The organism is Streptomyces sp. MAI_2237 (genome assembly GCF_054189285.1).
Window position 1 is genome coordinate 313,971 of sequence record NZ_JAJPGQ010000002.1, and the last position, 20,740, is coordinate 334,710.

Annotated in this window: 21 protein-coding genes; 14 read left to right on the forward strand and 7 right to left on the reverse strand. The window is 73.0% G+C overall.

The window, feature by feature from the left end; translation table 11 throughout:
* Positions 1-4: 4 nt before the first annotated feature.
* From LN251_RS06250 to LN251_RS06280, 7 genes are all read left to right on the forward strand, one after another.
* Complete coding sequence (locus tag LN251_RS06250) at positions 5-1,246, forward strand: prenyltransferase/squalene oxidase repeat-containing protein (protein WP_458243494.1); 1,242 nt, start codon at positions 5-7, stop codon at positions 1,244-1,246.
* Positions 1,243-1,866 (forward strand): SCO2322 family protein, encoded by a 624-nt coding sequence (locus LN251_RS06255; protein ID WP_458243495.1) that lies wholly within the window; start codon positions 1,243-1,245, stop codon positions 1,864-1,866. Before LN251_RS06250 ends, LN251_RS06255 begins: the two co-directional genes overlap by 4 nt.
* Positions 1,859-3,013 (forward strand): CbiQ family ECF transporter T component, encoded by a 1,155-nt coding sequence (locus tag LN251_RS06260; RefSeq protein WP_458243496.1) that lies wholly within the window; start codon positions 1,859-1,861, stop codon positions 3,011-3,013. Before LN251_RS06255 ends, LN251_RS06260 begins: the two co-directional genes overlap by 8 nt.
* Positions 3,010-4,719, forward strand: a complete 1,710-nt coding sequence (locus tag LN251_RS06265; protein ID WP_458243497.1) for an ABC transporter ATP-binding protein — start codon at positions 3,010-3,012, stop codon at positions 4,717-4,719. The genes LN251_RS06260 and LN251_RS06265 overlap by 4 nt, the downstream gene beginning before the upstream one ends.
* Before the next feature lie 569 nt (positions 4,720-5,288).
* Positions 5,289-6,074 (forward strand): ECF transporter S component, encoded by a 786-nt coding sequence (locus LN251_RS06270; protein ID WP_458244141.1) that lies wholly within the window; start codon positions 5,289-5,291, stop codon positions 6,072-6,074.
* Between the two features lie 309 nt (positions 6,075-6,383).
* A complete protein-coding gene (locus LN251_RS06275) occupies positions 6,384-6,800 on the forward strand; it encodes an aggregation-promoting factor C-terminal-like domain-containing protein (protein WP_458243498.1) in 417 nt (138 codons plus the stop codon).
* Positions 6,801-6,967: 167 nt separating this feature from the next.
* Entirely contained in the window at positions 6,968-7,429 is a 462-nt protein-coding gene (locus LN251_RS06280) for an iron chaperone (protein ID WP_458243499.1), read from the forward strand.
* Here LN251_RS06280 and LN251_RS06285 read toward each other — a convergent pair.
* Positions 7,398-8,753 carry an alpha/beta hydrolase gene (locus tag LN251_RS06285; protein ID WP_458243500.1) on the reverse strand — a complete coding sequence of 452 codons (1,356 nt, stop codon included), beginning with the start codon at positions 8,751-8,753 and terminating at the stop codon, positions 7,398-7,400. The genes LN251_RS06280 and LN251_RS06285 overlap by 32 nt on opposite strands.
* 103 nt (positions 8,754-8,856) lie before the next feature.
* On the opposite strand from LN251_RS06285, the gene LN251_RS06290 reads away from it, so the two are divergent.
* The gene (locus LN251_RS06290; protein WP_458243501.1) at positions 8,857-9,534 is read left to right on the forward strand and encodes a YoaK family protein; all 678 of its coding nucleotides are present in this window, start codon (positions 8,857-8,859) and stop codon (positions 9,532-9,534) included.
* A gap of 19 nt (positions 9,535-9,553) precedes the next feature.
* Here the strand turns inward: LN251_RS06290 and LN251_RS06295 are convergent, their stop codons facing one another.
* Positions 9,554-9,793 (reverse strand): hypothetical protein, encoded by a 240-nt coding sequence (locus LN251_RS06295; protein WP_458243502.1) that lies wholly within the window; start codon positions 9,791-9,793, stop codon positions 9,554-9,556.
* A gap of 43 nt (positions 9,794-9,836) precedes the next feature.
* Positions 9,837-11,006 (reverse strand): steroid 3-ketoacyl-CoA thiolase, encoded by a 1,170-nt coding sequence (locus LN251_RS06300; protein WP_458243503.1) that lies wholly within the window; start codon positions 11,004-11,006, stop codon positions 9,837-9,839.
* Positions 11,007-11,239: 233 nt separating this feature from the next.
* On the opposite strand from LN251_RS06300, the gene LN251_RS06305 reads away from it, so the two are divergent.
* Positions 11,240-12,475 (forward strand): cytochrome P450, encoded by a 1,236-nt coding sequence (locus tag LN251_RS06305; RefSeq protein WP_458243504.1) that lies wholly within the window; start codon positions 11,240-11,242, stop codon positions 12,473-12,475.
* An 84-nt stretch (positions 12,476-12,559) separates the two neighbouring features.
* Here the strand turns inward: LN251_RS06305 and LN251_RS06310 are convergent, their stop codons facing one another.
* Entirely contained in the window at positions 12,560-14,611 is a 2,052-nt protein-coding gene (locus tag LN251_RS06310; protein WP_458243505.1) for a bifunctional glycosyltransferase 87/phosphatase PAP2 family protein, read from the reverse strand.
* A gap of 343 nt (positions 14,612-14,954) precedes the next feature.
* Between LN251_RS06310 and proP the strand changes: the two genes are divergently transcribed.
* Together proP and LN251_RS06320 are read left to right on the forward strand one after the other, a co-directional pair.
* Entirely contained in the window at positions 14,955-16,316 is a 1,362-nt protein-coding gene (gene proP, locus LN251_RS06315) for a glycine betaine/L-proline transporter ProP (protein ID WP_458243506.1), read from the forward strand.
* Positions 16,317-16,367: 51 nt separating this feature from the next.
* Positions 16,368-17,036 carry an O-methyltransferase gene (locus LN251_RS06320; RefSeq protein WP_458243507.1) on the forward strand — a complete coding sequence of 223 codons (669 nt, stop codon included), beginning with the start codon at positions 16,368-16,370 and terminating at the stop codon, positions 17,034-17,036.
* Between the two features lie 21 nt (positions 17,037-17,057).
* On the opposite strand, the gene LN251_RS06325 is transcribed toward LN251_RS06320, so the two are convergent.
* Entirely contained in the window at positions 17,058-17,450 is a 393-nt protein-coding gene (locus tag LN251_RS06325; RefSeq protein ID WP_458243508.1) for a hypothetical protein, read from the reverse strand.
* Between the two features lie 80 nt (positions 17,451-17,530).
* Between LN251_RS06325 and LN251_RS06330 the strand changes: the two genes are divergently transcribed.
* The gene (locus tag LN251_RS06330; protein WP_458243509.1) at positions 17,531-17,959 is read left to right on the forward strand and encodes a DnaJ family domain-containing protein; all 429 of its coding nucleotides are present in this window, start codon (positions 17,531-17,533) and stop codon (positions 17,957-17,959) included.
* 28 nt (positions 17,960-17,987) lie between these two features.
* Here the strand turns inward: LN251_RS06330 and LN251_RS06335 are convergent, their stop codons facing one another.
* Entirely contained in the window at positions 17,988-18,701 is a 714-nt protein-coding gene (locus LN251_RS06335; protein WP_458243510.1) for a hypothetical protein, read from the reverse strand.
* A gap of 5 nt (positions 18,702-18,706) precedes the next feature.
* Positions 18,707-19,405 carry a hypothetical protein gene (locus LN251_RS06340; RefSeq protein WP_458243511.1) on the reverse strand — a complete coding sequence of 233 codons (699 nt, stop codon included), beginning with the start codon at positions 19,403-19,405 and terminating at the stop codon, positions 18,707-18,709.
* Positions 19,406-19,575: 170 nt separating this feature from the next.
* On the opposite strand from LN251_RS06340, the gene LN251_RS06345 reads away from it, so the two are divergent.
* A complete protein-coding gene (locus tag LN251_RS06345) occupies positions 19,576-20,202 on the forward strand; it encodes a dihydrofolate reductase family protein (protein ID WP_458243512.1) in 627 nt (208 codons plus the stop codon).
* 10 nt (positions 20,203-20,212) lie between these two features.
* The gene (locus tag LN251_RS06350) at positions 20,213-20,740 is read left to right on the forward strand and encodes a GNAT family N-acetyltransferase (protein WP_458243513.1); all 528 of its coding nucleotides are present in this window, start codon (positions 20,213-20,215) and stop codon (positions 20,738-20,740) included.

Sequence of the window (20,740 nt, forward strand, 5' to 3'; positions counted from 1 at the left end):
GATCATGACCGTCATCCGTCACACCGCCGCGGCACTGGCCGCCATAGCCGTACTCGGCGGCGCGACCCCCGCGGTGGCCGCCTCGCCGTCCCCCTCGGCCTCGCTGCCCGCCGGCCTCTACGGCACCTCCGACCCGACCTACGACGGCGTCTGGCGCCAGTCGCTCGCCCTGCTCGCGCAGCGCACGGTGGGCGTCGAGCCGGCCGACGCGGCCGTGGCCTGGCTGGCCGGACAGCAGTGCGGCGACGGCTCCTTCGCCGCCTACCGCGCCACCGCCGGCACGCCCTGCAAGGCAGACACCAACAGCACGGCCGCCGCGGTCCAGGCCCTGGCCGAAGTCGGCGGCCATGACGGCGGGGTCAAGAGGGCCGTCGGCTGGCTGAAGTCGGTGCAGAACAAGGACGGCGGCTGGGGCTTCACCGCCGGCGGCGCCAGCGACGCGAACTCGACGTCCGTCGTGATCGGCGCCCTGGCCAAGGCCGGCGTGACGGTGCCGAACCTCCGCAAGGACGGCGAGTCCCCCTACGACGCCCTGCGCGGTCTCGCACTGCCCTGCGACGGCCCGGACGCGGGCGCCTTCGCCTACCAGCCCGACAAGAAGGGCAAGCTCGCGGCCAACGCCGACGCCACCGCGGCGGCCGTCCTCGGCGTGCTCGGCGAGACGGTCGCGGGCAGCAGGCAGGACGACACCCACGCGCCCGCGGGCTGCGCGAACCCCGGCGGCGGCCACGAGGATGCGGCCGCCGCGGACAACGGCGCCGCCTGGCTCGCCAAGACCCTCGCCAAGAGCGGTCACCTCACCACCGCCCTCCCCGGCGCCAAGCCCCAGCCCGACTACGGCAACACGGCCGACGCGGTCGTCGCCCTGTCCACCGCGGGTCTCAACTCCCAGGCCGCGAAGCCGCTGCACTGGCTGGAGTCCCACGCTGCCGGCTGGGCCGCCCAGGCCGGCCCCGGCGCCTACGCCCAGCTGATCTTCGCCGCGTCCGCAGCCCGGGGCGGTGACGTCCACGACTTCGGCGGCGTGGACCTCGTCGCCAAGCTCAACGCGACCGGCCCCGCCCCCGCGGGCGCCGACGGCAACCCGACGGCCGGCCCGCACGACACCAAGGCCTCCGACGGCAAGACCTCCGACGGCAAGGACAAGGGCGGCCTCGACGTCGCCTGGACGGTCGGCGGCGGCCTGCTCGTCGGCGCCCTCATCGGCTTCGCGCTGATGCTGCGCGGCAGGAGGCGGCAGCGGTGACCCGCCGCGCGGTCCTCGTCCTCACCACCCTGTTCCTCACCCTGGGCCTCGCCGCACCGGCCGGGGCGACCGGATACCGCTACTGGTCCTTCTGGACGTACGACTCCGGTCGCTGGACCTACGCCACCCAGGGCCCCGCCACCGCCCGCCCCTCCGACGGCGACGTCCAGGGCTTCCGCTTCGCGGTGAGCGAGGACTCGGGGGACGCGGCCAAGCCGCGCGGCACCACGTCCTTCGCCACGATCTGCGCGAGGACTCCGGCGGTGCGGGGCGAGAAGCGGATCGCCCTGCTCATCGACTTCGGTACGGCGAAGGACGCCCCGTCCGCCGGACGGCCGCCCGCGCGCCGCACCGCGTGCGCCCGGGTGCCGTCCGCCGCGACGACGGCGGACGCCCTGGCCGCGGTGGCAGGGCCCCTGCGCTACGACACCAACGCCCTGCTGTGCGCGATCGCCGGCTATCCGGCGAAGGGGTGCGGCGAGCAGGTGTCGGCCGCCGGGGACAAACACGCGGACGGCGGCGGAAGCGGCCCGTCGGTGGGCCTGTACGCGGGCGCGGGGGCGGTCGTCCTGCTGGGCGCCGCCGCGGCATGGCAGGCACGACGGCGCAGGCATGCCTGACCCGCACAGCCCCCAGCGGTCCGGACAGGGCGGGGGACGGCGGGCCTCGGCGGACGTCCCCCCGCCCCGTTCACGGCACCGGCGCGCCCATGTGCACCCCGGTGCCTGGTGGCTCTGGTCGCTCGCGCTCGGCACCGCGGCCACCCGGGCCGGCAACCCGCTGCTCCTCGCCCTGCTGATCGCCGCCTCCGCCTACGTCGTCTCCACCTGCCGCCCCCGAACGCCCGGCGCCCGCTCCTACACCGCCTTCCTCCGGCTCGCGCTCGCCGTTCTGCTCATCCGTCTGGTCTTCGCCGTCGCCCTCGGCTCCCCCGTCCCCGGCACGCACACCCTGGTGACCCTGCCCGAAGTCCCGCTCCCGCACTGGGCGCAGGGCATCCGCCTGGGCGGTGCGGTCACCGCCGAGTCGCTGCTGTTCGCCCTCTACGACGGCCTGCGGCTCGCCGCCCTGCTCATCTGCGTGGGCGCGGCGAACGCCCTCGCCAACCCGGCCCGGCTGCTGAAGTCCCTGCCCGGCGCGCTGTACGAGGCGGGCGTGGCCGTCGTCGTGGCCCTGACCTTCGCGCCGCACCTCATCGCCGACGTCCAGCGTCTGCGCGCCGCCCGCCGGTTGCGGGGCCGCCCCGACAGCGGCGTCCGCGGTCTCCTCCAGGTGGGCCTGCCCGTCCTGGAAGGCGCCCTGGAACGGTCCGTGGCCCTCGCCGCGGCCATGGACGCCCGAGGCTACGGCCGTACCGCCGAGGTTCCCGCCCCCGTGCGCCGTACGACCGCCGCGCTCACCCTCGGTGGCCTGCTCGGCGTCTGCGCGGGGACGTACGGACTGCTCACCGCCGAAGCCGGCACCTACGGACTGCCCCTTCTCCTCGCCGGCGTCACCGCGTCCCTCGCCGGTCTCCGCCTGGGCGGTCGTCGCAGTCCGCGCACGCGGTACCGCCCCGACCGCTGGGATGCGCGCGCCTGGCTGGTGACGGCCTCCGGTGCCGTGCCCGCCGCGCTGCTCACGCTGGCCGCCGCGACCGACCCGGCCGCGCTGGCCCCCGCCGTCGTCCCGCTCACGGCCCCGACTCTGCCCCTCTGGCCGGCGGCGGCCGTACTCGTCGCCCTGCTGCCCGCCTTCGTGGCCCCCACTCCCAAGGAGCCGTCGTGATCCGCTTCGAGGACGTCTCGGTGACCTACGACGGGGCGGCCGAACCCGCCCTCGTGGACGTGGACTTCGAGGTCCCGGAAGGCGAACTCGTGCTGCTGGTCGGCCCGTCCGGCACCGGCAAGTCGACCCTCCTCAACACCGTCAGCGGCCTCGTCCCCCACTTCACGGGCGGCACCCTGCGCGGCCGGGTCATGGTGGCGGGCCGCGACACCCGCACCCACAAGCCCCGCGAACTGGCGGACGTGGTGGGCACGGTGGGCCAGGACCCGCTCTCCCACTTCGTGACGGACACGGTCGAGGACGAACTGGCCTATGGGATGGAGTCGTTGGGGCTGGCCCCGGCGGTGATGCGCCGCCGGGTCGAGGAGACGCTGGATCTCCTCGGCCTCTCCGACCTCCGCGACCGTTCCCTCGCCACCCTGTCCGGCGGGCAGCGGCAGCGCGTGGCCATCGGCTCGGTCCTCACTCCGCATCCGCGGGTCCTGGTCCTCGACGAACCGACGTCGGCCCTGGACCCGGCGGCGGCCGAGGAGGTCCTCGCGGTCCTCCAGCGCCTGGTCCACGACCTGGGCACGACGGTCCTCATGGCGGAACACCGCCTGGAACGCGTCATCCAGTACGCCGACCGCGTGGCGGTCCTGCCGGCCCCGGGTGAGGCCCCGCTGCTGGGCGCGCCCGCGGAGATGATGGCCGTGTCCCCCGTGTGTCCGCCGGTGGTGGAGCTGGGGCGGCTGGCGGGCTGGTCCCCTCTGCCGCTGACGGTCAGGGACGCCCGCCGCAGGGCGGCCGGACTGCGCGAGCGGCTGCCCGAGCCCGCACCACGCGCCGGCCGCCTCGCCGCCGAGGCGGCCCACGGCCCGAAGACGAACGGGACCTCGCCGGCCGCCCGCCCCCGTGGACCGCGCTGGTTCCTCGGCCGCCGCAAGGTCACGGCCGAACCGGCTCCGGGGTCCGGCCAGGCCGCCGAGGTGCGTGCCCTGACCGTCCGCCGTGCGCACACCGAGGCGCTCCACGAGGTCGGTCTCACCCTCACCGCCGGTGAGACCGTCGCCCTGATGGGCCGCAACGGCGCCGGGAAGTCCACCCTGCTCAACACCCTCGTGGGCCTCGTCGAGCCCACCGCGGGCGCGGTCCGCGTCGGCGGTCTCGTCCCGCAGCGCACCCCGCCCCGGGATCTGGTGCGCCACGTGGGCCTGGTCCCGCAGGAACCCCGCGACCTCCTCTACGCGGACACGGTCGCCGCCGAGTGCGCGGCGGCCGACCGGGACGCCCAGGCAGCCCCGGGCAGCTGCCGCGCCCTGCTGTCCCGGCTGCTGCCCGGCGTCCCCGACGACACCCACCCCCGGGACCTCTCGGAGGGGCAGCGGCTCACGCTCGCGCTGGCCGTGGTCCTGACCGCCCGTCCGCCGCTGCTCCTCCTCGACGAGCCGACGCGAGGGCTGGACTACGCCGCGAAGGCCCGCCTGGTCACCCTGCTGCGCGGCCTCGCGGCCGACGGTCACGCGATCGTCCTCGCGACGCACGACGTGGAGCTGGCCGCGGAGCTCGCCGACCGCGTGATCCTCCTCGCGGAGGGCGAGGTGATCGCCGACGGCCCGACCGCGGACGTCGTGGTCTCCTCCCCCTCCTTCGCCCCGCAGGTCACGAAGATCCTCGCCCCACGCCCCTGGCTCACGGTCACCCAGGTACGGAAGGCCCTCGGATGAACCCGGACACCCCTGGCCCGGTCGTCCCTGCCCCCTCCACCGCCGGCCCAGGCGCCCCTGCCCCCTCCACCGCCGGCCCAGCCGCCCCTGGGCCTTCCACCGCCGGCCCAGCCGCCCCTGGGCCCCCCACCTCTGGCCCGGCCACCCCAGGCCCGACCGACCCTGGTCCGGACACCCCCGGACCGACCCTCCCTGGCCCGACCGACCCTGGCCCGGACACCCCCGGACCGACCGACCCTGGCCCGGACGCCCCCGGCCCGGACACCCCTGGCCCGGACACCCCCGGCCCGGACACCCCCAGCCCGACCGACCCCAGCCCGACCGACCCTGGCCCGGACGCCCCCAGCCCGACCGACCCCGGCCCGGACACCCCTGGGCCCTCCATCCCTGGCCCGGCCACCCCAGACCCGGCCACCCCAGACCCGGCCACCCCAGACACAGCCACCCCGCCCCCGTCCGCGCGCGCCACCCGTGCCGCGCATGCCACCCGTGCCGCGCATGCCACCCATGCCACCCATGCCACCCATGCTGCGCGTAGCGCAGCCGCCCCGCGTGCCGCCGCCGTTCGTCTGGGTCCCCGCTCGCTCGCCGCTCTCGCCCTCGTCAGTGCGGTCGGGGTCGTGGCCTTCGGATGGCCCTTTCTCGCCCCGCCGGGCTCCGGTCTCGCCGCGCACGCGCAGGACGCCCCGTGGCTGTTCGCCGGGCTCCTCGTGCTGCTCGTCGCCGTCGTGGCGGCGACGATCTCCGAGTCGGGCCTCGGCCCGAAGGCCGTGGCCATGCTGGGCGTGCTCGCCGCGACCGGCGCAGCCCTGCGGCCGCTCGGGGCGGGGACCGCCGGCATCGAGCCGATGTTCTTCCTGATGGTGCTCAGCGGGCGGGTCCTGGGTCCCGGCTTCGGCTTCACCCTCGGCTCGCTGACGATGTTCGCGTCGGCGCTGCTGACGGGCGGGGTCGGTCCGTGGATGCCCTTCCAGATGCTGGCGATGGGCTGGTTCACGATGGGGTCCGGGCTGCTCCCGGGCTCCGGCCGGCTGCGGGGCCGCGGCGAGCTCGCCCTGCTCGCCGCCTACGGCTTCCTCGCCGCCTTCGCCTACGGCACGATCATGAACCTGGCCGGCTGGCCCTTCATGGGGGCCCTGGCGTCGAACATCTCCTTCGACCCGCACGCCGCCGTCCCGGCCAATCTCGCCCGGTTCCTCGCGTACTGCGCGGCCACCTCGCTGGGCTGGGACCTGGGCCGGGCCGTGGTCACCGTCGTACTGACCCTGACCCTCGGTCCGGCCGTGCTCAAGGCGCTACGCAGAGCCACACGGCGGGCGGCTTTCGAGACCGCGGTCACATTCGAGGCTCGTTGAGCGGTGAACCGCCCCACATGACCCACATCACCCACGATCTGACCTAGTAGTGCATATCGGACGCCATGTCCACGACATAACGGCGCCTGACCTGCGCTTTGAGAGCCAGATCACAACAGTCGCCCGCACCCCAGATGCGGCCACAACTAGTAAAAGGGGTCTTTGCGGACATCCCGCGAGCCTGTTTCTCTGGACGACGTCGCACGGCGCCGACGAGCCCCCAAGGCCTCGGCGCCGACGCACGACCCGGGTCCCCGGACCCGGTCCGTGTCCGTGCCCGACACCCTGTCCCCGAAGAAAAGGTTTCCCGTGCTCGTCTCCCGCATCGCCCGCCGCATCTCGTCCCCGAAGAAGGCTCTCGCCGGCGTCGCCGTGGCCGCCACCACCGGCATGGTGCTGACCGCGGCCCCCGCGCACGCGGCGACCGCCAACTCGGCCGCCGAGGCCAGGACGATCGCGCACCAGATGATCCCGAACGCCGCGCAGTACGCCGCCTTCAGCAAGATCGTCGAGCACGAGAGCGGCTGGAACGTCACCGCGACCAACTCCTCCTCCGGCGCCTACGGCCTGGTCCAGGCGCTGCCGGGCTCGAAGATGGCCTCCGCCGGCGCGGACTGGAAGACCAACGCCAAGACCCAGATCAAGTGGGGTCTGGACTACATGAACTCCCGCTACGGCAGCCCGACCGGCGCCTGGTCCTTCTGGCAGGCCAACGGCTGGTACTGAGCCGCAGCACCAGCATCACGGGCGAAGGGCGCCTTCCGTGCCGACGGGCACGGGAGGCGCCCTTCCGCCGTACCCGGCCATCGGTCAGTTTTCGAGAAGCGCCCCGCTGGCGCCGATTCCTAGCATGGGAGGGCAGCGGGACGGGCTCGCGACGGAGGAGATCTGCCATGGCCACGAAGGCGACGACCGGCGAGAAGTACGACGGCTTCACCGCAGAGGAGCGCGACGCGATGAAGGAGCGCGCCAAGGAGCTGAAGTCGAGCGCACGCGGCGGCTCGCGCGCCACCAAGGCGAAGGCGGACCCGGAGGCCGAGGTGCTGGCGAAGATCGCGGAGATGCCCGAGGAGGACCGCCTCCTCGCCGAGGGCATCCACGCCCTGGTCAAGGCCGCCGCGCCCGAGCTCGCACCGAAGACCTGGTACGGCATGCCCGCCTACGCCAGGAACGGCAAGATCGTCTGCTTCTTCCAGCCGTCGGGCAAGTTCAAGGCCCGCTACTCCACCCTCGGCTTCAACGACCCGGCCACCCTCGACGACGGCGACATGTGGCCGACCGCCTTCGCCGTCACCGCCCTCACCCCCGAGACCGAGGCCCGGATCACCGACCTCGTGCGCCGGGCGGCGAGCTGAGCGCGTCGAACCAGCGCGTCACCTCGGGCGCCGACACGGCGAACGATCCGAAGTGGTCGACGTCCCCCTGGTTCACCACCGGCACCGGCTCGCCGTGCCCGGCCAGCCGCGCGGCGCAACTCTCCGCGTTCCCGATCGGCACGTCGGTGTCGGCCGCCCCCGCGTACAGCCGCACCGGCACGTCCGGTTTCCCGTCGCAGGTGTGGTCGGCCGCGCGGATCGCGGCGAGGAGCGGGCCGTTCGGGTGCCGCAACCGCTCGTAGAAGGCGGGCGTGAGCAGCTGCTTCACCGAGGGCGCCAGATGGCGGACTACGTCCTCCTCCTCGTGCGTTCCGTCGAAGAGGGCGGCGACACGGTCCGCGTAGGGGGCGCGGAAGACGTCGGCCGGGTCCCGGTAGAGGGGGTGCAGCCGGTTCTGGGCCGTCAGCCAGTAGGAGAGGTACAGCACGCCACTGGTGTCGTTGACCCGCCCGTCGTACAGGGCCGGCATCTCCTGGCCCTCCAGGTCGTAGGGGCCGCTGATCGGTGCGATGGCCTTCAGCCGGAAGTGCCCGTCCGCCCCCGCCCGCAGCGCCTTGCCGAGCGCCATCGCGACCTGCCCGCCCTGTGAGAACCCGGTGGCGTACACCGCGCCCGTCAGCGGCCGTCCGAGCCGGCCGGCCGCCGTCCGGGCGGCCCGCAGCATGTCGAGGGACGCGGTGACGGAGGAGCGGGTGTCCATGTAGGGGTGCGGTCCTGGCCCCTCCCCCAGCCCCAGATAGTCGGGCGCGGCGACCGCGCGGCCCGCGCCCGCGTTCAGATACGACGGCACCCGGCCGAAGTCCTCGCTAGCGGAGGGCGCGTAGCTGCGCTTGACCATGGTGCCGTGGGTGTCGGACACGAGGTCGAGGCGACGGGCCCCGCCGGTGGGGAGGGTGAGCAGCCCGGTCGCGGTGGTCGGTTTCCCGTACGGGTCCACGGTCCGGTACGTCAGCCGGTAGGCGCGGACGCCGTACCGCACGGGGTCTGCGGCTATGCCCCGCTCGTCGAGGAACCGCCGGACCTGCCCGGCGTCGTGATGGGCGACCGGGGTGACGGAGAGGAGCTCCCCGCGTGAGAACGGCTCCCCGCGCTCCGTTCGCTGTCCGTGCTCCGTTCGCTCCCCGTGCTCCGTTCGCTGTCCGACCCCGGACCGCTGTCCGACCCCGGACCGCTGTCCGTCGGCCGCCGTCGCGGCGGGTGCGACCGCCAGCCCGGCGAGCAGGAGGGCGGCCGCCGCGGCGAGCCCTCGGCGCGTGCGCCAACCGGCGTGTTTTCCAGGTGATTTGCGTGTCTCGTCACTCATGCCGCGCACGCTACGGACGCGCGGGCCGCGCCGACATCCGAGACTCCCCCGCGCGCATGGTGGACTTGGGTGCACCCTGCCCGTCCGGACGACCGGAGACCCTGTGAGTGAGAGCGACGACGGACACGAGAGCCGCGGACTGCAGCTGGTGCCCGTCCTGTTGGGGCTGACGGTGGTCAGCGGACTGATCGACGCGGTGAGCTATCTGGGCCTCGGGCACGTCTTCACCGCGAACATGACCGGCAACGTGGTCGTGCTGGGCTTCGCCGCGGCCGGTGCGCCCGGATTCTCCATTCCGCACACGGCCACCTCCCTGGCCTGCTTCCTCGCGGGTGCGGTGACGGGAGGCCGGGTCGCGCGACGGCGGGCGGACGGCTCGCGCCGCACCTGGGCGCGGCTGATCCTGGCGGCGGAGGCCGCCCTGGTGGGCGTGTCCGCGCTGACGGCGTTCCTCGCCCCGCACGCGACGGCGACCGTCTACGCCCTGATCGCCCTCACGGCCTTCGCGATGGGCCTGCGCAACGCCACGGTCCGCCGACTCGGCATCGCCGACCTCACGACCACGGTCCTCACCATGACCCTGACGGGTCTGGCCGCCGACTCCCGCGCCGGCGGGGGCCAGGGCACCCACTCGCCCCGCCGTACGGCCTCGGTGGTCGCGATGGCGGCGGGCGCCTGCCTGGGCGCGTGGCTGATGATCCACCACGGGCTGGGCATCCCGCTGCTGGTGGCGGCGGTGGGGGCGGGGGTGCTGGCGGCGGTGGCCTCGGGGCGGGAGTAGGACCGCCCGGCCGCTCCCGTCACATCTGCGGGCTGACACCTCCCGCCTTCGCCGCGCGGCGGGATCTCCACTCCTTCCTGGCGACGAAGAACCGCAGGGTGCCGACCGTCAGGAACAGCAGCCCCATGCCGCCCCTGGCCAGGCCTCCCACCGTGAAGAACCAGTAGAAGGCCAGGCCGGCGAAGAAGGCGCAGATCGCGATGACCAGGGGCTCGCGGAGGTAAAAGGGGAGGACGCGGAGGATCAGACTGATCAGCATCGGGCAATCCGACCAGCCCGCACCTCAGCTGTCCACAGACTTTCTACAGCCGCTGGATGATCGTCCCGGTGGCCAGCCCGCCACCCGCGCACATGGTGATGAGCGCGAACTCCTTGTCCGTGCGCTCCAGTTCGTGCAGAGCGGTGGTGATGAGCCGGGCCCCGGTGGCGCCCACGGGGTGCCCGAGCGCGATCGCGCCGCCGTTGACGTTGACCTTCTCCAGGTCCTGCCCGAAGACCTGCGCCCAGCTCAACACCACGGACGCGAACGCCTCGTTGATCTCGACGAGGTCGATGTCCTTCAGCGTCATGCCCGCCTTGCCCAGTACCGCGCGGGTCGCGTCGATGGGGCCGTCGAGGTGGAAGTGCGGGTCGGCGCCGACCAGTGCCTGGGCCACGATCCGCGCCCTCGGCCGCAGCTTCAGGGCCCGCGCCATCCGTTTCGACGCCCACATGATCGCGGACGCGCCGTCGCTGATCTGGGAGGAGTTGCCGGCCGTGTGGACGGCCGTCGGCATCACCGGCTTCAGGCCGGCCAGGGCCTCCATGGAGGTGTCGCGCAGGCCCTCGTCCCGGTCGACGAGCCGCCACATGCCCTGTCCGGCGCGCTGCTCGTCCTCGGTGGTCGGGACCTGGACGGCGAAGGTCTCCCGTTTGAAGCGCTCCTCCGACCACGCCACGGCCGCCCGCTCCTGCGAGATCAGTCCCAGCGAGTCGACGTTCTCGCGGGTCAGCCCGCGATGGCGCGCGATCCGCTCGGCCGCCTCGAACTGGTTCGGCAGATCCACGTTCCACTCGTCCGGGAACGGCTTGCCGGGCCCGTGCTTGGACCCCGATCCCAGCGGGACCCGGGACATCGCCTCGACACCGCAGCTGATGCCCACGTCGATGACGCCGGCCGCGATCATGTTGGCGGTCATGTGCGAGGCCTGCTGCGAGGAGCCGCACTGGCAGTCGACCGTCGTCGCCGCCGTCTCGTACGGCAGCCCCATGGCCAGCCAGGCCGTGCGCGCGGGGTTCATGGACTGTTCGCCGGCGTGGGTGACGGTGCCGCCCACGATCTGTTCGACCGCGTCGGCGGGGATGCCGGTGCGGCCGAGGAGTTCACGGTAGGTCTCGCCCAGGAGGTAGGCGGGGTGCAGGTTGGCGAGCGCTCCGCCGCGCCTGCCGATGGGGGTGCGTACGGCTTCGACGATCACGGGTTCCGCGGCCATGGGGGGATCCTCTCCTCCGGTACCCGCGCGGCGCGGGGGCGTCCCGGCCGGCCCCGCCACGCTGAACTAGTACGTGTTCTAGTTCTGCCAGCAGTCTGCTGACAGGGCGTGCACAACCGCAAGAGCCGTGCACGCAATTGGGCCTGCCGTACCCCTTGCACCTTGTAGAACCCGTTACTACCTTCACGGCAAACCTGATGGACCGTCAGAACACCGGCTGGAGTGAGTCGCCCATGCCCTGTCCAGCTCTGCCCGACGGGTTCGACTTCACCGACCCCGACCTGCTGCAAGCCCGTGTGCCCCTGCCGGAGTTCGCCGAGCTGCGCCGGGCCGAGCCCGTGCGCTGGGTCTCTCAGCCGGGCAACGTCGCCGGCTTCCGGGACGAGGGCTACTGGGCCGTGACCCGGCACGCCGACGTCAAGTACGTCTCCACGCACCCCGAGCTGTTCTCCTCGTACCTCAACACGGCGATCATCCGCTTCAACGAGCACATCGAGCGCGACGCGATCGACGCCCAGCGGCTGATCCTGCTGAACATGGATCCGCCCGAGCACACGCGCGTCCGCCAGATCGTGCAGCGCATCTTCACCCCGCGCGCCATCCGGGCGCTGGAGGACCGGCTGCGCGAGCGGGCCCACGCCATCGCCCGCTCGGCCCGCGGCCGCTCCGGGCCCTTCGACTTCGTCACCGAGGTCGCCTGTGAACTGCCGCTGCAGGCCATCGCGGAGCTCATCGGCATCCCGCAGGACGACCGGGCCAAGATCTTCGACTGGTCGAACAAGATGATCGCCTACGACGATCCCGAATACGCCATCACCGAGGAGGTCGGCGCCGAGTCGGCCACCGAACTCATCGCCTACGCCATGAACATGGCCGCCGACCGCAAGGCATGCCCGGCCAAGGACATCGTCACCACGCTGGTCTCCGCCGAGGACGAGGGCAACCTCAACTCCGACGAGTTCGGGTTCTTCGTGCTGATGCTGGCCGTGGCCGGCAACGAGACCACCCGCAACGCCATCACCCACGGCATGCACGCGTTCCTCACCCACCCCGACCAGTGGGAGCTGTACAGGCGGACGCGCCCGGAGACGGCGGCCGAGGAGATCGTCCGCTGGGCCACCCCCGTCAACGCCTTCCAGCGCACCGCCACCCAGGACCTCGAACTCGGCGGGAAGCGGATCAGGAAGGGCGACCGGGTCGGCGTCTTCTACGCCGCCGCCAACCACGACCCGGAGGTGTTCACCGACCCCGACACCTTCGACATCCTGCGCGACCCCAACCCCCACCTCGGCTTCGGCGGCGGCGGTCCCCACTACTGCCTGGGCAAGTCCCTCGCGGTCCTGGAGATCGACCTCATCTTCAACGCCATCGCCGACGCCCTGCCCGGCCTCACCCTGGCGGGCGACCCCGACCGCCTGCGCTCGGCCTGGATCAACGGCGTGAAGCACCTGATGGTCGAGACGGGCTGACCGGTCTCCCGGCTGCTCGGGCCGGCGGCATCCCGGAGCCGCCGGCCCGTCCCGCCGATCTCGAGGGAGGCAGGAGCATCCCCCCTACGCCCCGCTTCTGCCTCCCCCGAGACCGGCGGCAACGGTCTCCTGGGACGGATCACCGGCAGGCGGCGCCCCGGCCCCACGTGCCCGCGGCCCCTGCAGCAGGTACGTCAGCCCGAAGCCCGCGCCCACGACCGCGGCGCCGCCCACAGCGTCCAGCACCCAGTGGTTGCCGGTCGCCACGATCGCCGAGACCGTGAAGAACGGGTGCAGCAGGCCGAGCGCCTTCATCCACCACCTGGGCGCGATCACCGCGATCACCACCCCGCACCACAGCGACCAGCCGAAGTGCAGCGAGGGCATCGCCGCGTACTGGTTGGTCAGCGCGGTCAGGGTGCCGTAGTTCGGCTTGGAGAAGTCCTGGACGCCGTGGACGGTGTCGATGATGCCCAGGCCGGGCAGCAGACGCGGCGGCGCCAGCGGGTAGAGCCAGAAGCCGACGAGCGCGAGCAGGGTGGCGAAGCCGAGCGCCGAGCGCGCCCAGCGGTAGTCGGCCGGGCGGCGCCAGTACAGCACGGCGAGCACGGTCAGCGGCACGACGAAGTGGAACGACTCGTAGTAGAAGTCGTAGAAGCTCCGCAGCCAGTCGACCTTCGCCACCGCGTGGTTGACGGCGTGCTCGACGTCGATGTGCAGGAACCGCTCGATGTCGAGGATCTGGTGGCCGTGGTGCTCGGCCCGGGCCCGCCCCGCCTCGTTCGAACCGCCGGTCGCCGCGAGCCTGACCCTCTGGTACGCCGCGTACGTGACGCGGATCAGCAGCAGCTCCAGCAGCAGGTTGGGGCGGGTGAGGACGCGGCGCAGCCGGGGCACCAGCGGCACGTGCCGCAGGCGGGCCGGGACCGGCTCGGCGTACTCGGTCGCCACCGGAGCCTGGTAGTACGGCGAGGTGCGGGTCAGGAACGGCACGACCGCGGCCGCGGCGAGGGCGGCGAGCAGGACGACGTTGTCACGCAGGGGGTCCATCGCCGCCATGTTCGGCAGCATCATCTTCGCGGGCAGCGTCATCACCAGGACCACGGCGACCGGCCACACGTACCGGTCGGAGGCCCGCTTGCCGACCCGTCCGACGACCGCGAGCAGCACCCACAGCAGCTGGTGCTGCCAGGTGGTCGGGGACACGGCGATCGCGGCGCAGCCGGTGACGGCGACGGCGAGCAGCAGCTGGCCGTCGCGGGCGTAGTGGACGGCCCGCCGGACGCCGACGACGGCGAGGGCCGTGGCCAGCGCGAAGAACAGGCCGATCTCCAGCGGGCCGGTCAGCCCCAGGCGCAGCAGGGCGCCGTGCAGGGACTGGTTGGCGAGGTCGTCGGCCTTGCCGCCGAGTCCGGTGCCCGCCATGTGGTGCACCCAGTAGGTGTACGAGTCGTGCGGCATCGCCGCCCAGGCCAGCGCGGTCAGCGCGACGAACGTGGCACCGGTGGCGACGGCGGGCCGGCGCCGGCCGGTGAACCACAGCAGGGGCGCGAAGAGCAGGATGGTCGGCTGGAAGGCGGCCGCGAGCCCGATCAGCACGCCGCTGGCGCGCTCCCCGCGTACGACGAAGCAGCCGACCAGGACGAGCAGCACCGGCAGGATGCTGATCTGGCCGAGCCAGAGCGCGTTGCGCACCGGCAGGGACAGCATCAGCAGGCTGATCACGACCGGCGCGGCGAGCAGCGAGGTGCGCCGGCTGACCGGCTGGGGCAGGGCGCGGGCGGCGACCAGGCCGAGCGCGACGACCAGGAGCAGGGTGCCGAAGGTCCAGCCCCAGCCGAGGGCCTGTTCGGCCGCCCTGGTGAGCGGCTTGAGAACGAGTCCCCCGAAAGGAGTACCGGTGAACCGCGTCGAGTCGTACAGCGAGCCCTTCACATGCAGGACGCCTTCGGGACCCACCCAGGTCTCCAGGTCCGTCAGCCGCTCACCCCGGGGTGTACCGAGGACGGCGGCCACCTGCCGGACCGCGAGGAGGGCGGCGAACAGCCACAGCGCCAGGCGCGCCGCCCGCAGCCGGCCTCCGCCGGCCGTCGTCCCGTAGGCTCCCGCCGGTCGCCTGTGCTCCACGTTCGCCACGCCCCGTCGGCCTCCCGCCCCGGTGTCCTGTGAGCCCCCCGTTGGAGAGACGCAGGCTACTCCGGCTTCACCTGACGTCCTTTCCCCTTTTGTCTGAATGACGATAGTGCGCAGGGGGGTCGGTTGCCCGGATGGGACGCGAGATGGATCACAGCGAGTCACCGCCGGGAGCGCTACCCGGCGGGCATACGGGCCTGGACACACCCCATTCAGGTGCACTGCGCAACGACTTGTGTGCGACACGTAAGGGCGACAAGTGCACCTATGGTCGATTTTCGGCCCCCGTCACCGTCGCCGGGCGGGCCGCGTCCCTGTCCCCGTCGAAAGGTAGGCGAGCGAAGTCTTGGCGACCGCCGCAGTCCCAGCTCCCCCGGCCCGCACCTCCCGCAGCTCCGATGCCACCGCCACCGACCCCGCCCTCGTCCGGCGCGCCGTGCAGGCCGCCGCGCTGGGCAACGCGATGGAGTGGTTCGACTTCGGTGTCTACAGCTACATAGCGGTGACGCTGGGCAAGGTCTTCTTCCCGTCCGGCAACCCCACCGCCCAGCTGCTGTCCACCTTCGGCGCCTTCGCGGCGGCCTTCCTGGTCCGTCCGCTCGGCGGCATGGTCTTCGGGCCGCTCGGCGACCGTATCGGCCGGCAGAAGGTCCTCGCCCTCACCATGATCATGATGGCGGCGGGCACCTTCGCCATCGGCCTGATCCCGTCGTACGGCACGATCGGCGTCGGCGCGCCGCTGCTGCTGCTCCTGGCCCGCCTGGTGCAGGGCTTCTCCACCGGCGGCGAGTACGCGGGCGCGTCCACCTTCATCGCCGAGTACGCCCCCGACAAGCGGCGCGGCTTCCTCGGCAGCTGGCTGGAGTTCGGCACGCTCGCCGGCTACATCGGCGGCGCGGGCCTGGTCACCCTGATGACCGCCCTGCTGTCCTCCGGCGACCTGCTGAGCTGGGGCTGGCGCATCCCGTTCCTGATCGCGGGCCCGATGGGCGTCATCGGCCTGTACCTGCGGATGCGCCTGGAGGAGACCCCGGCCTTCGCGGCGGAGGTCGCCAAGAGCGAGTCCGCCCGTCCGAGGGTCCCGCTGCGCGAGATGATCACGGGTCAGTGGAAGGCGCTGCTGCTGTGCGTGGGCCTGGTGCTGGTCTTCAACGTCACCGACTACATGCTGCTGTCGTACATGCCGAGCTACCTGACCAGTGAGCTCCACTACGACGAGACGCACGGCCTGCTCGTCGTCCTCGGCGTGATGGCGCTGATGATGGTCGTCCAGCCCTTCGCGGGCGCCCTGACCGACCGGATCGGCCGCCGGCCGGTGATCGCCGCGGGCTGCGCGGGCTTCCTGTTCCTGTCCGTCCCCGCGATCCTGCTGATCCGCCAGGGCAGCCTGGCCGCCGTCGGCCTCGGCATGGCCGCGCTCGGCCTGCTGCTGGTGTGCTTCACGGCCGCGATGCCGGCCGCGCTGCCGGCCCTGTTCCCGACCCGGGTCCGCTACGGCTCCCTGTCGATCGGCTTCAACGTGTCGGTGTCCCTGTTCGGCGGCACCACCCCGCTGGTCGTCACCGCCCTCATCGGCGCCACCGGGAACATGATGATGCCCGCCTACTACATGATGGCGGCGGCCGTGATCGGCGGCGTGGCGGTGTGGTTCATGGCCGAGTCGGCGGGCAAACCCCTGCCGGGTTCCGCACCGGCGGTGGAAGAGTAGGCACCCGGGCACACCACCGTCCCCGTCCGCGCCGCACGAAAGGCACCGTCAATGAGCGAGTCTCAGCTGTGGCACGACGTGGACGACTACTTCACCGCCCACCTCGCGCAGGACGACGAAGCCCTTCGGGCGGCCCTGCGTGACAGTGAGGCGGCCGGGCTCCCGCACATCGCCGTCACCGCGCCCCAGGGCAAGTTCCTGCGGCTCCTCGCCGAGATCCAGGGCGCCCGCACCATCCTGGAGATCGGCACCCTGGGCGGCTACAGCACCATCTGGCTGGCCCGCGCCCTACCCGAGGACGGCCGCCTGGTCTCCCTGGAGTACAGCGCGGGGAACGCCGAGATCGCCGTCCGCAACATCGGCCGCGCCGGCCTGGAGCGGCTGGTGGAGGTGCGGGTCGGCCCGGCCCTGGAGTCGCTGCCCAAGCTGGCCGACGAGAACCCGGCCCCCTTCGACCTGGTCTTCATCGACGCGGACCGGGTCAACCACCCGCACTACGTGGAGTGGGCCCTGCGGCTGACCCGCACCGGCAGCCTGATCGTCGTCGACAACGTCGTACGGCGCGGCCGGGTCACCGACGCGGCGAGCACCGACCCGGAGATCCGGGGCGTCCGCTCCACCGTCGAACTGATCGGCGGCCACCCGAGGCTGAGCGGCACGGCGATCCAGACGGTCAGCGGCAAGGGCCACGACGGCTTCGCACTCGTCCGAGTCCTCTAGCCGCCGGGCCCGGCCCGGCGGCTAGAACTCGTGGTAGAAGCCGACGTTGACGCTCCTCGAAGCGGTGCGGTCGCGGACGACGATCTCGCCGTTGCCGCCTCTGGGCAGCGTCACCGTGCCGCCGTAGGCGAGGGGCTGGGCGTACTCGCCGACCACCAGCCGGACCTCGGAGGAGGGATCGGCCTGCGAGCCGCGCAGCCAGGTGACCTGCCAGGTCCCCTCCGGGCCGCACTGGAACTCCAGATGCACCCGGGACACGAACAGCCAGTCCTCGGGCGTCACCAGACGGCAGAGCGCCCGGTCCCGGCCCACCCGCAGCACGGCGCCGGGCTCGCTGGGCGCGTCGGCCATCTGCATGCCGGCCGTGGCCCCCTCTTCCGCCGCGGCGACGGTGGCCATGGTCAGTTCGAGCACGTGCGCTCCTCTTGAAGTGTCCTTACGCAGCGGGCGCATGATAAATCGCCCGGGTCTGCGGCGTCCGGCACAATGGACTCATGACCGAGCGAAAGCCACCCGGCGTGCCGTTCGAGTCCTGGGTGGACAAACAGATCCGTGACGCCGAAAGACGCGGTGAGTTCACCCAACTCGCGGGCGCGGGGAAGCCGTTGCCGCCCGGTACCGACACCACGTACGACGAACTGTGGTGGATCAGGCAGAAGATGGCCCGCGAGGGCCTGTCGGTGCTGCCGCCGACCCTCGCGCTGCGCAAGGAGGCCGAGGACACGCTCGCGGCGGCGTACGCGGCTCCTTCGGAGCGGATCGCGCGCAAGCTGATCACGGACGTCAACGTCAAGATCCGCGACATGATGTTCAAGCCGCCGCCGGGGCCCCCTCTCGGGATGAAGCCGTACGACGTCGAAGAGGTCGTACGGGAATGGCGCGCGCGGCGTAGGACGATCGGAAAGGCCGAGGAGACCGCTTAGGTCCCCTCGGCCTCGTGACCGTGGCGTCTCAGCCGTGGAGCAGGCGTTCGGCCAGCTCGCGGTAGTCCTTCAGGGCGAGCCTGAGCTGCTCGGTGTCCGTCCGCGCGGCCTCGTCCGCGCCGCCGGACTTGCCGTCCTGCCAGGACATGCGCAGGGTCCGGCGCCGCCGGGTCACCGCCTCGGCGAACCGCCCGGCGATCTCCTCCAGCACCTGGTCGGCCTCCTGAACGGCGTCCCGGGGCCCGTCGACGAACCCCGCGACGGCGTGCCGCAGCTGCGTCTCCAGCTTGTCGCACTCGTCGTGCGGGAGCAGCGGGGTCCCGGTGCCGGCGCCGATACCGGTGCCACCGGCCCGCGTGCCGGACCCGCCGACACCGGTACCCGTAGCACCGGTGTGCGTGCCGGACCCGCCGATACCCGTGTCCGTGGCACCGGTGTCCGTGCCGGGTGACAGGTCGGCGGTGGAACGGGCGGTTCCGGAGGTGGGCGCACCGGTGTGCGTCACGGCGCCCGTGCCGTCGTACGCGCTGCCCTTGCGGGCATCGGTCGTCTCCGCCGGCGGCGTGGGCGACACGACCCGCCGCTCCGTACCGTCCTCGGTGTCGCGTCCCGTCTCCGCGGGACCGCGCCCACCTTCCCGCTCTGTCTCCGCGGGCGTCGGGGTGATCGTGCGGCGGTTGGTCCTGTCGTCGTCCTCGGAACCCCTGGCTCCGGTGCCGGGGCCGGTCACAGCGTCCGTCATGTCGCTCAACTCCCCTTCGCGTGACGTCGGTTGAAGGCCCACGGCAGATGGCCGCGGTTCTCGTGGTGCCCATTGGCGCGCAGGTCGCCGTCGGTGGCGACCTCGTCGCCCCGCTCGGCCCTCCCGGCGCTCGCGCCGCGGTGCCGGGTGGAGGACGTCAGCTCCTCGAAGAGCGCGCGGGCCTCGACCATGGCCTCCCGCATCTCCTCCGTGTCGGACCGGTCGCCGTCCTGCCCGCCCGCGCCGACGCGGGCGACGCGGTGGACGTGCCGGTAGCCGTGGACGTGGTGGGCGTGGTGGACGGAGAGCGCGGCGAGCTGCTCCTCGTACTGGCCTCCGTCCGGGAAGCCGCGCTCGGCGGCCAGTTCCGCGATCAGGCGGTCCGCCTCGGCGACCGCCTCCCGGGGCGCGTCGACGAAGCACTCCTGCGCGGCCGCCCAGCGGGCCTCGTACTGTTCCCGCCGACTCGCGTCGAGCGGCCGCTCACGCAGCGAGCCGTGCCGTTCCACGCGCTCGGTGAGCTCGCGCTCGGCGGCCTTGGCGTCCCCGTCGTGCCGGGCCACCGTACGGTCGTATTCGGGCCCGAAGCGGCGCTTCAGGTCCCGGCCGCCGTGCGGGCCCTTCGCACGCAGGGTCAGGACGGCCGCGACAACGACCACGGCCGCCACGATCACGATCAAAGCAATGATCATGCCTGTGGACATGGGTGCCTTCCGTTGTATCGGCCCAACGGGCCGGTTCTTCGAACGGGTGACCCGGAACACCCCGCGTAAACGGGTGTCAAAATCCTTCGCCCCGAATGTCGATCGCCCGCGTCCCCGATCGACGCCAGGTCGAAGGCACCGCGAGGGTGCCCGTACCGAAGGGGATCGTCATGGGTGAGGTCATCGCACGACTGGCCGTGTCGCTGGACGGATACATCGCGGGCCCGGAGTCGGGCCGGGAGCATCCGCTGGGCATCGGCGGGGAGCGGCTGCACTCCTGGGTGTACGGGCTGCGGACGTTCCGCCGGATGCAGGGGATGGAGGGCGGCCTGACCGGGCCGGACGACGACCTGGTCGCCGAGCACGTCCGGCGGCCCGGCGCGGTGGTCATGGGCCACGGCATGTACGTCACGGGCGAGATCCCGTGGGGCGACGAGCCCCCGTTCCACGCGCCGGTGTACGTCGTCACCCACCACGCACGCCCGTCCGTTCCGAAGAAGGGCGGCACCACGTTCCACTTCGTCACCGAGGGCCCCGAGCGCGCCCTGGAACTGGCCCGGCAGGCCGCCGGCGAGAAGGACGTGTCCCTGGCGGGCGGCGCGGACCTGGTCCAGCAGTTCATCCGGGCGGGCCTGCTCGACGAACTGCTCCTGCACGTCGTCCCGGTCCTGGCCTGCGGCGGGCGTCGCCTCTTCGACAACCTGGGCGATCAGCACATCGAGTGGGAGAAGACCCAGGTGCTGGACTCGCCGGAGGTCACGCATATCCGGTTGCGGGCGCGCCGCTCCGTCTCCTGAGATGGGGGCCATGACCTGGACCATCACCCCGGAGCCCTACGACTCCCCCGTGGCCGCGGCCCTGTGGCGGGCGTACTACACGGAGGTCAGCGACCGCTGGTACCTGCTGCACCACGGCCGCCGCACCGACCCCGCCGAACTGGAGCGCGAGATCGCCGCCACGACCGGCGCGGAACTCTCCCCGCCCACCGGCGAGCTGTTGGTCGCCCGCCACGCCGGGGAACCGGCGGGCTCGGCGGGCGTACGCCTGCTGGACGCGGAGACCGCGGAGCTGACCCGGGTGTTCGTGCACGAGGGGATGCGGGGCCGGGGCGGCGCGCCCCTGCTGGTGCGGGCCGCCGAGGAGGCCGCCCGCGCCCTGGGCGCCCGGCATCTGATCCTGGACACCCGCTCCGACCTGGTGGCGGCCCGCGCCCTGTACGCCCGCCTCGGCTACGAGGAGACGGCCCCCCACAACGACGACCCGTACGCCGAGCACTGGTTCCGCAAGGACCTGCGGCGGGGACCCTCCGACGTGCCTGCCACGTCGGAGGCCTGA

Coding starts and splice junctions, on each gene's coding strand:
- LN251_RS06250 (WP_458243494.1), top strand. CDS start 5: ATGACCGTCATCCGTCACACCGCCGCGGCACTGGCCGCCATAGCCGTA.
- LN251_RS06260 (WP_458243496.1), top strand. CDS start 1,859: ATGCCTGACCCGCACAGCCCCCAGCGGTCCGGACAGGGCGGGGGACGG.
- LN251_RS06280 (WP_458243499.1), top strand. CDS start 6,968: ATGGCCACGAAGGCGACGACCGGCGAGAAGTACGACGGCTTCACCGCA.
- LN251_RS06285 (WP_458243500.1), bottom strand. CDS start 8,753: ATGAGTGACGAGACACGCAAATCACCTGGAAAACACGCCGGTTGGCGC.
- LN251_RS06295 (WP_458243502.1), bottom strand. CDS start 9,793: ATGCTGATCAGTCTGATCCTCCGCGTCCTCCCCTTTTACCTCCGCGAG.
- LN251_RS06300 (WP_458243503.1), bottom strand. CDS start 11,006: ATGGCCGCGGAACCCGTGATCGTCGAAGCCGTACGCACCCCCATCGGC.
- LN251_RS06305 (WP_458243504.1), top strand. CDS start 11,240: ATGCCCTGTCCAGCTCTGCCCGACGGGTTCGACTTCACCGACCCCGAC.
- LN251_RS06320 (WP_458243507.1), top strand. CDS start 16,368: ATGAGCGAGTCTCAGCTGTGGCACGACGTGGACGACTACTTCACCGCC.
- LN251_RS06330 (WP_458243509.1), top strand. CDS start 17,531: ATGACCGAGCGAAAGCCACCCGGCGTGCCGTTCGAGTCCTGGGTGGAC.
- LN251_RS06335 (WP_458243510.1), bottom strand. CDS start 18,701: ATGACGGACGCTGTGACCGGCCCCGGCACCGGAGCCAGGGGTTCCGAG.
- LN251_RS06340 (WP_458243511.1), bottom strand. CDS start 19,405: ATGTCCACAGGCATGATCATTGCTTTGATCGTGATCGTGGCGGCCGTG.
- LN251_RS06345 (WP_458243512.1), top strand. CDS start 19,576: ATGGGTGAGGTCATCGCACGACTGGCCGTGTCGCTGGACGGATACATC.
- LN251_RS06350 (WP_458243513.1), top strand. CDS start 20,213: ATGACCTGGACCATCACCCCGGAGCCCTACGACTCCCCCGTGGCCGCG.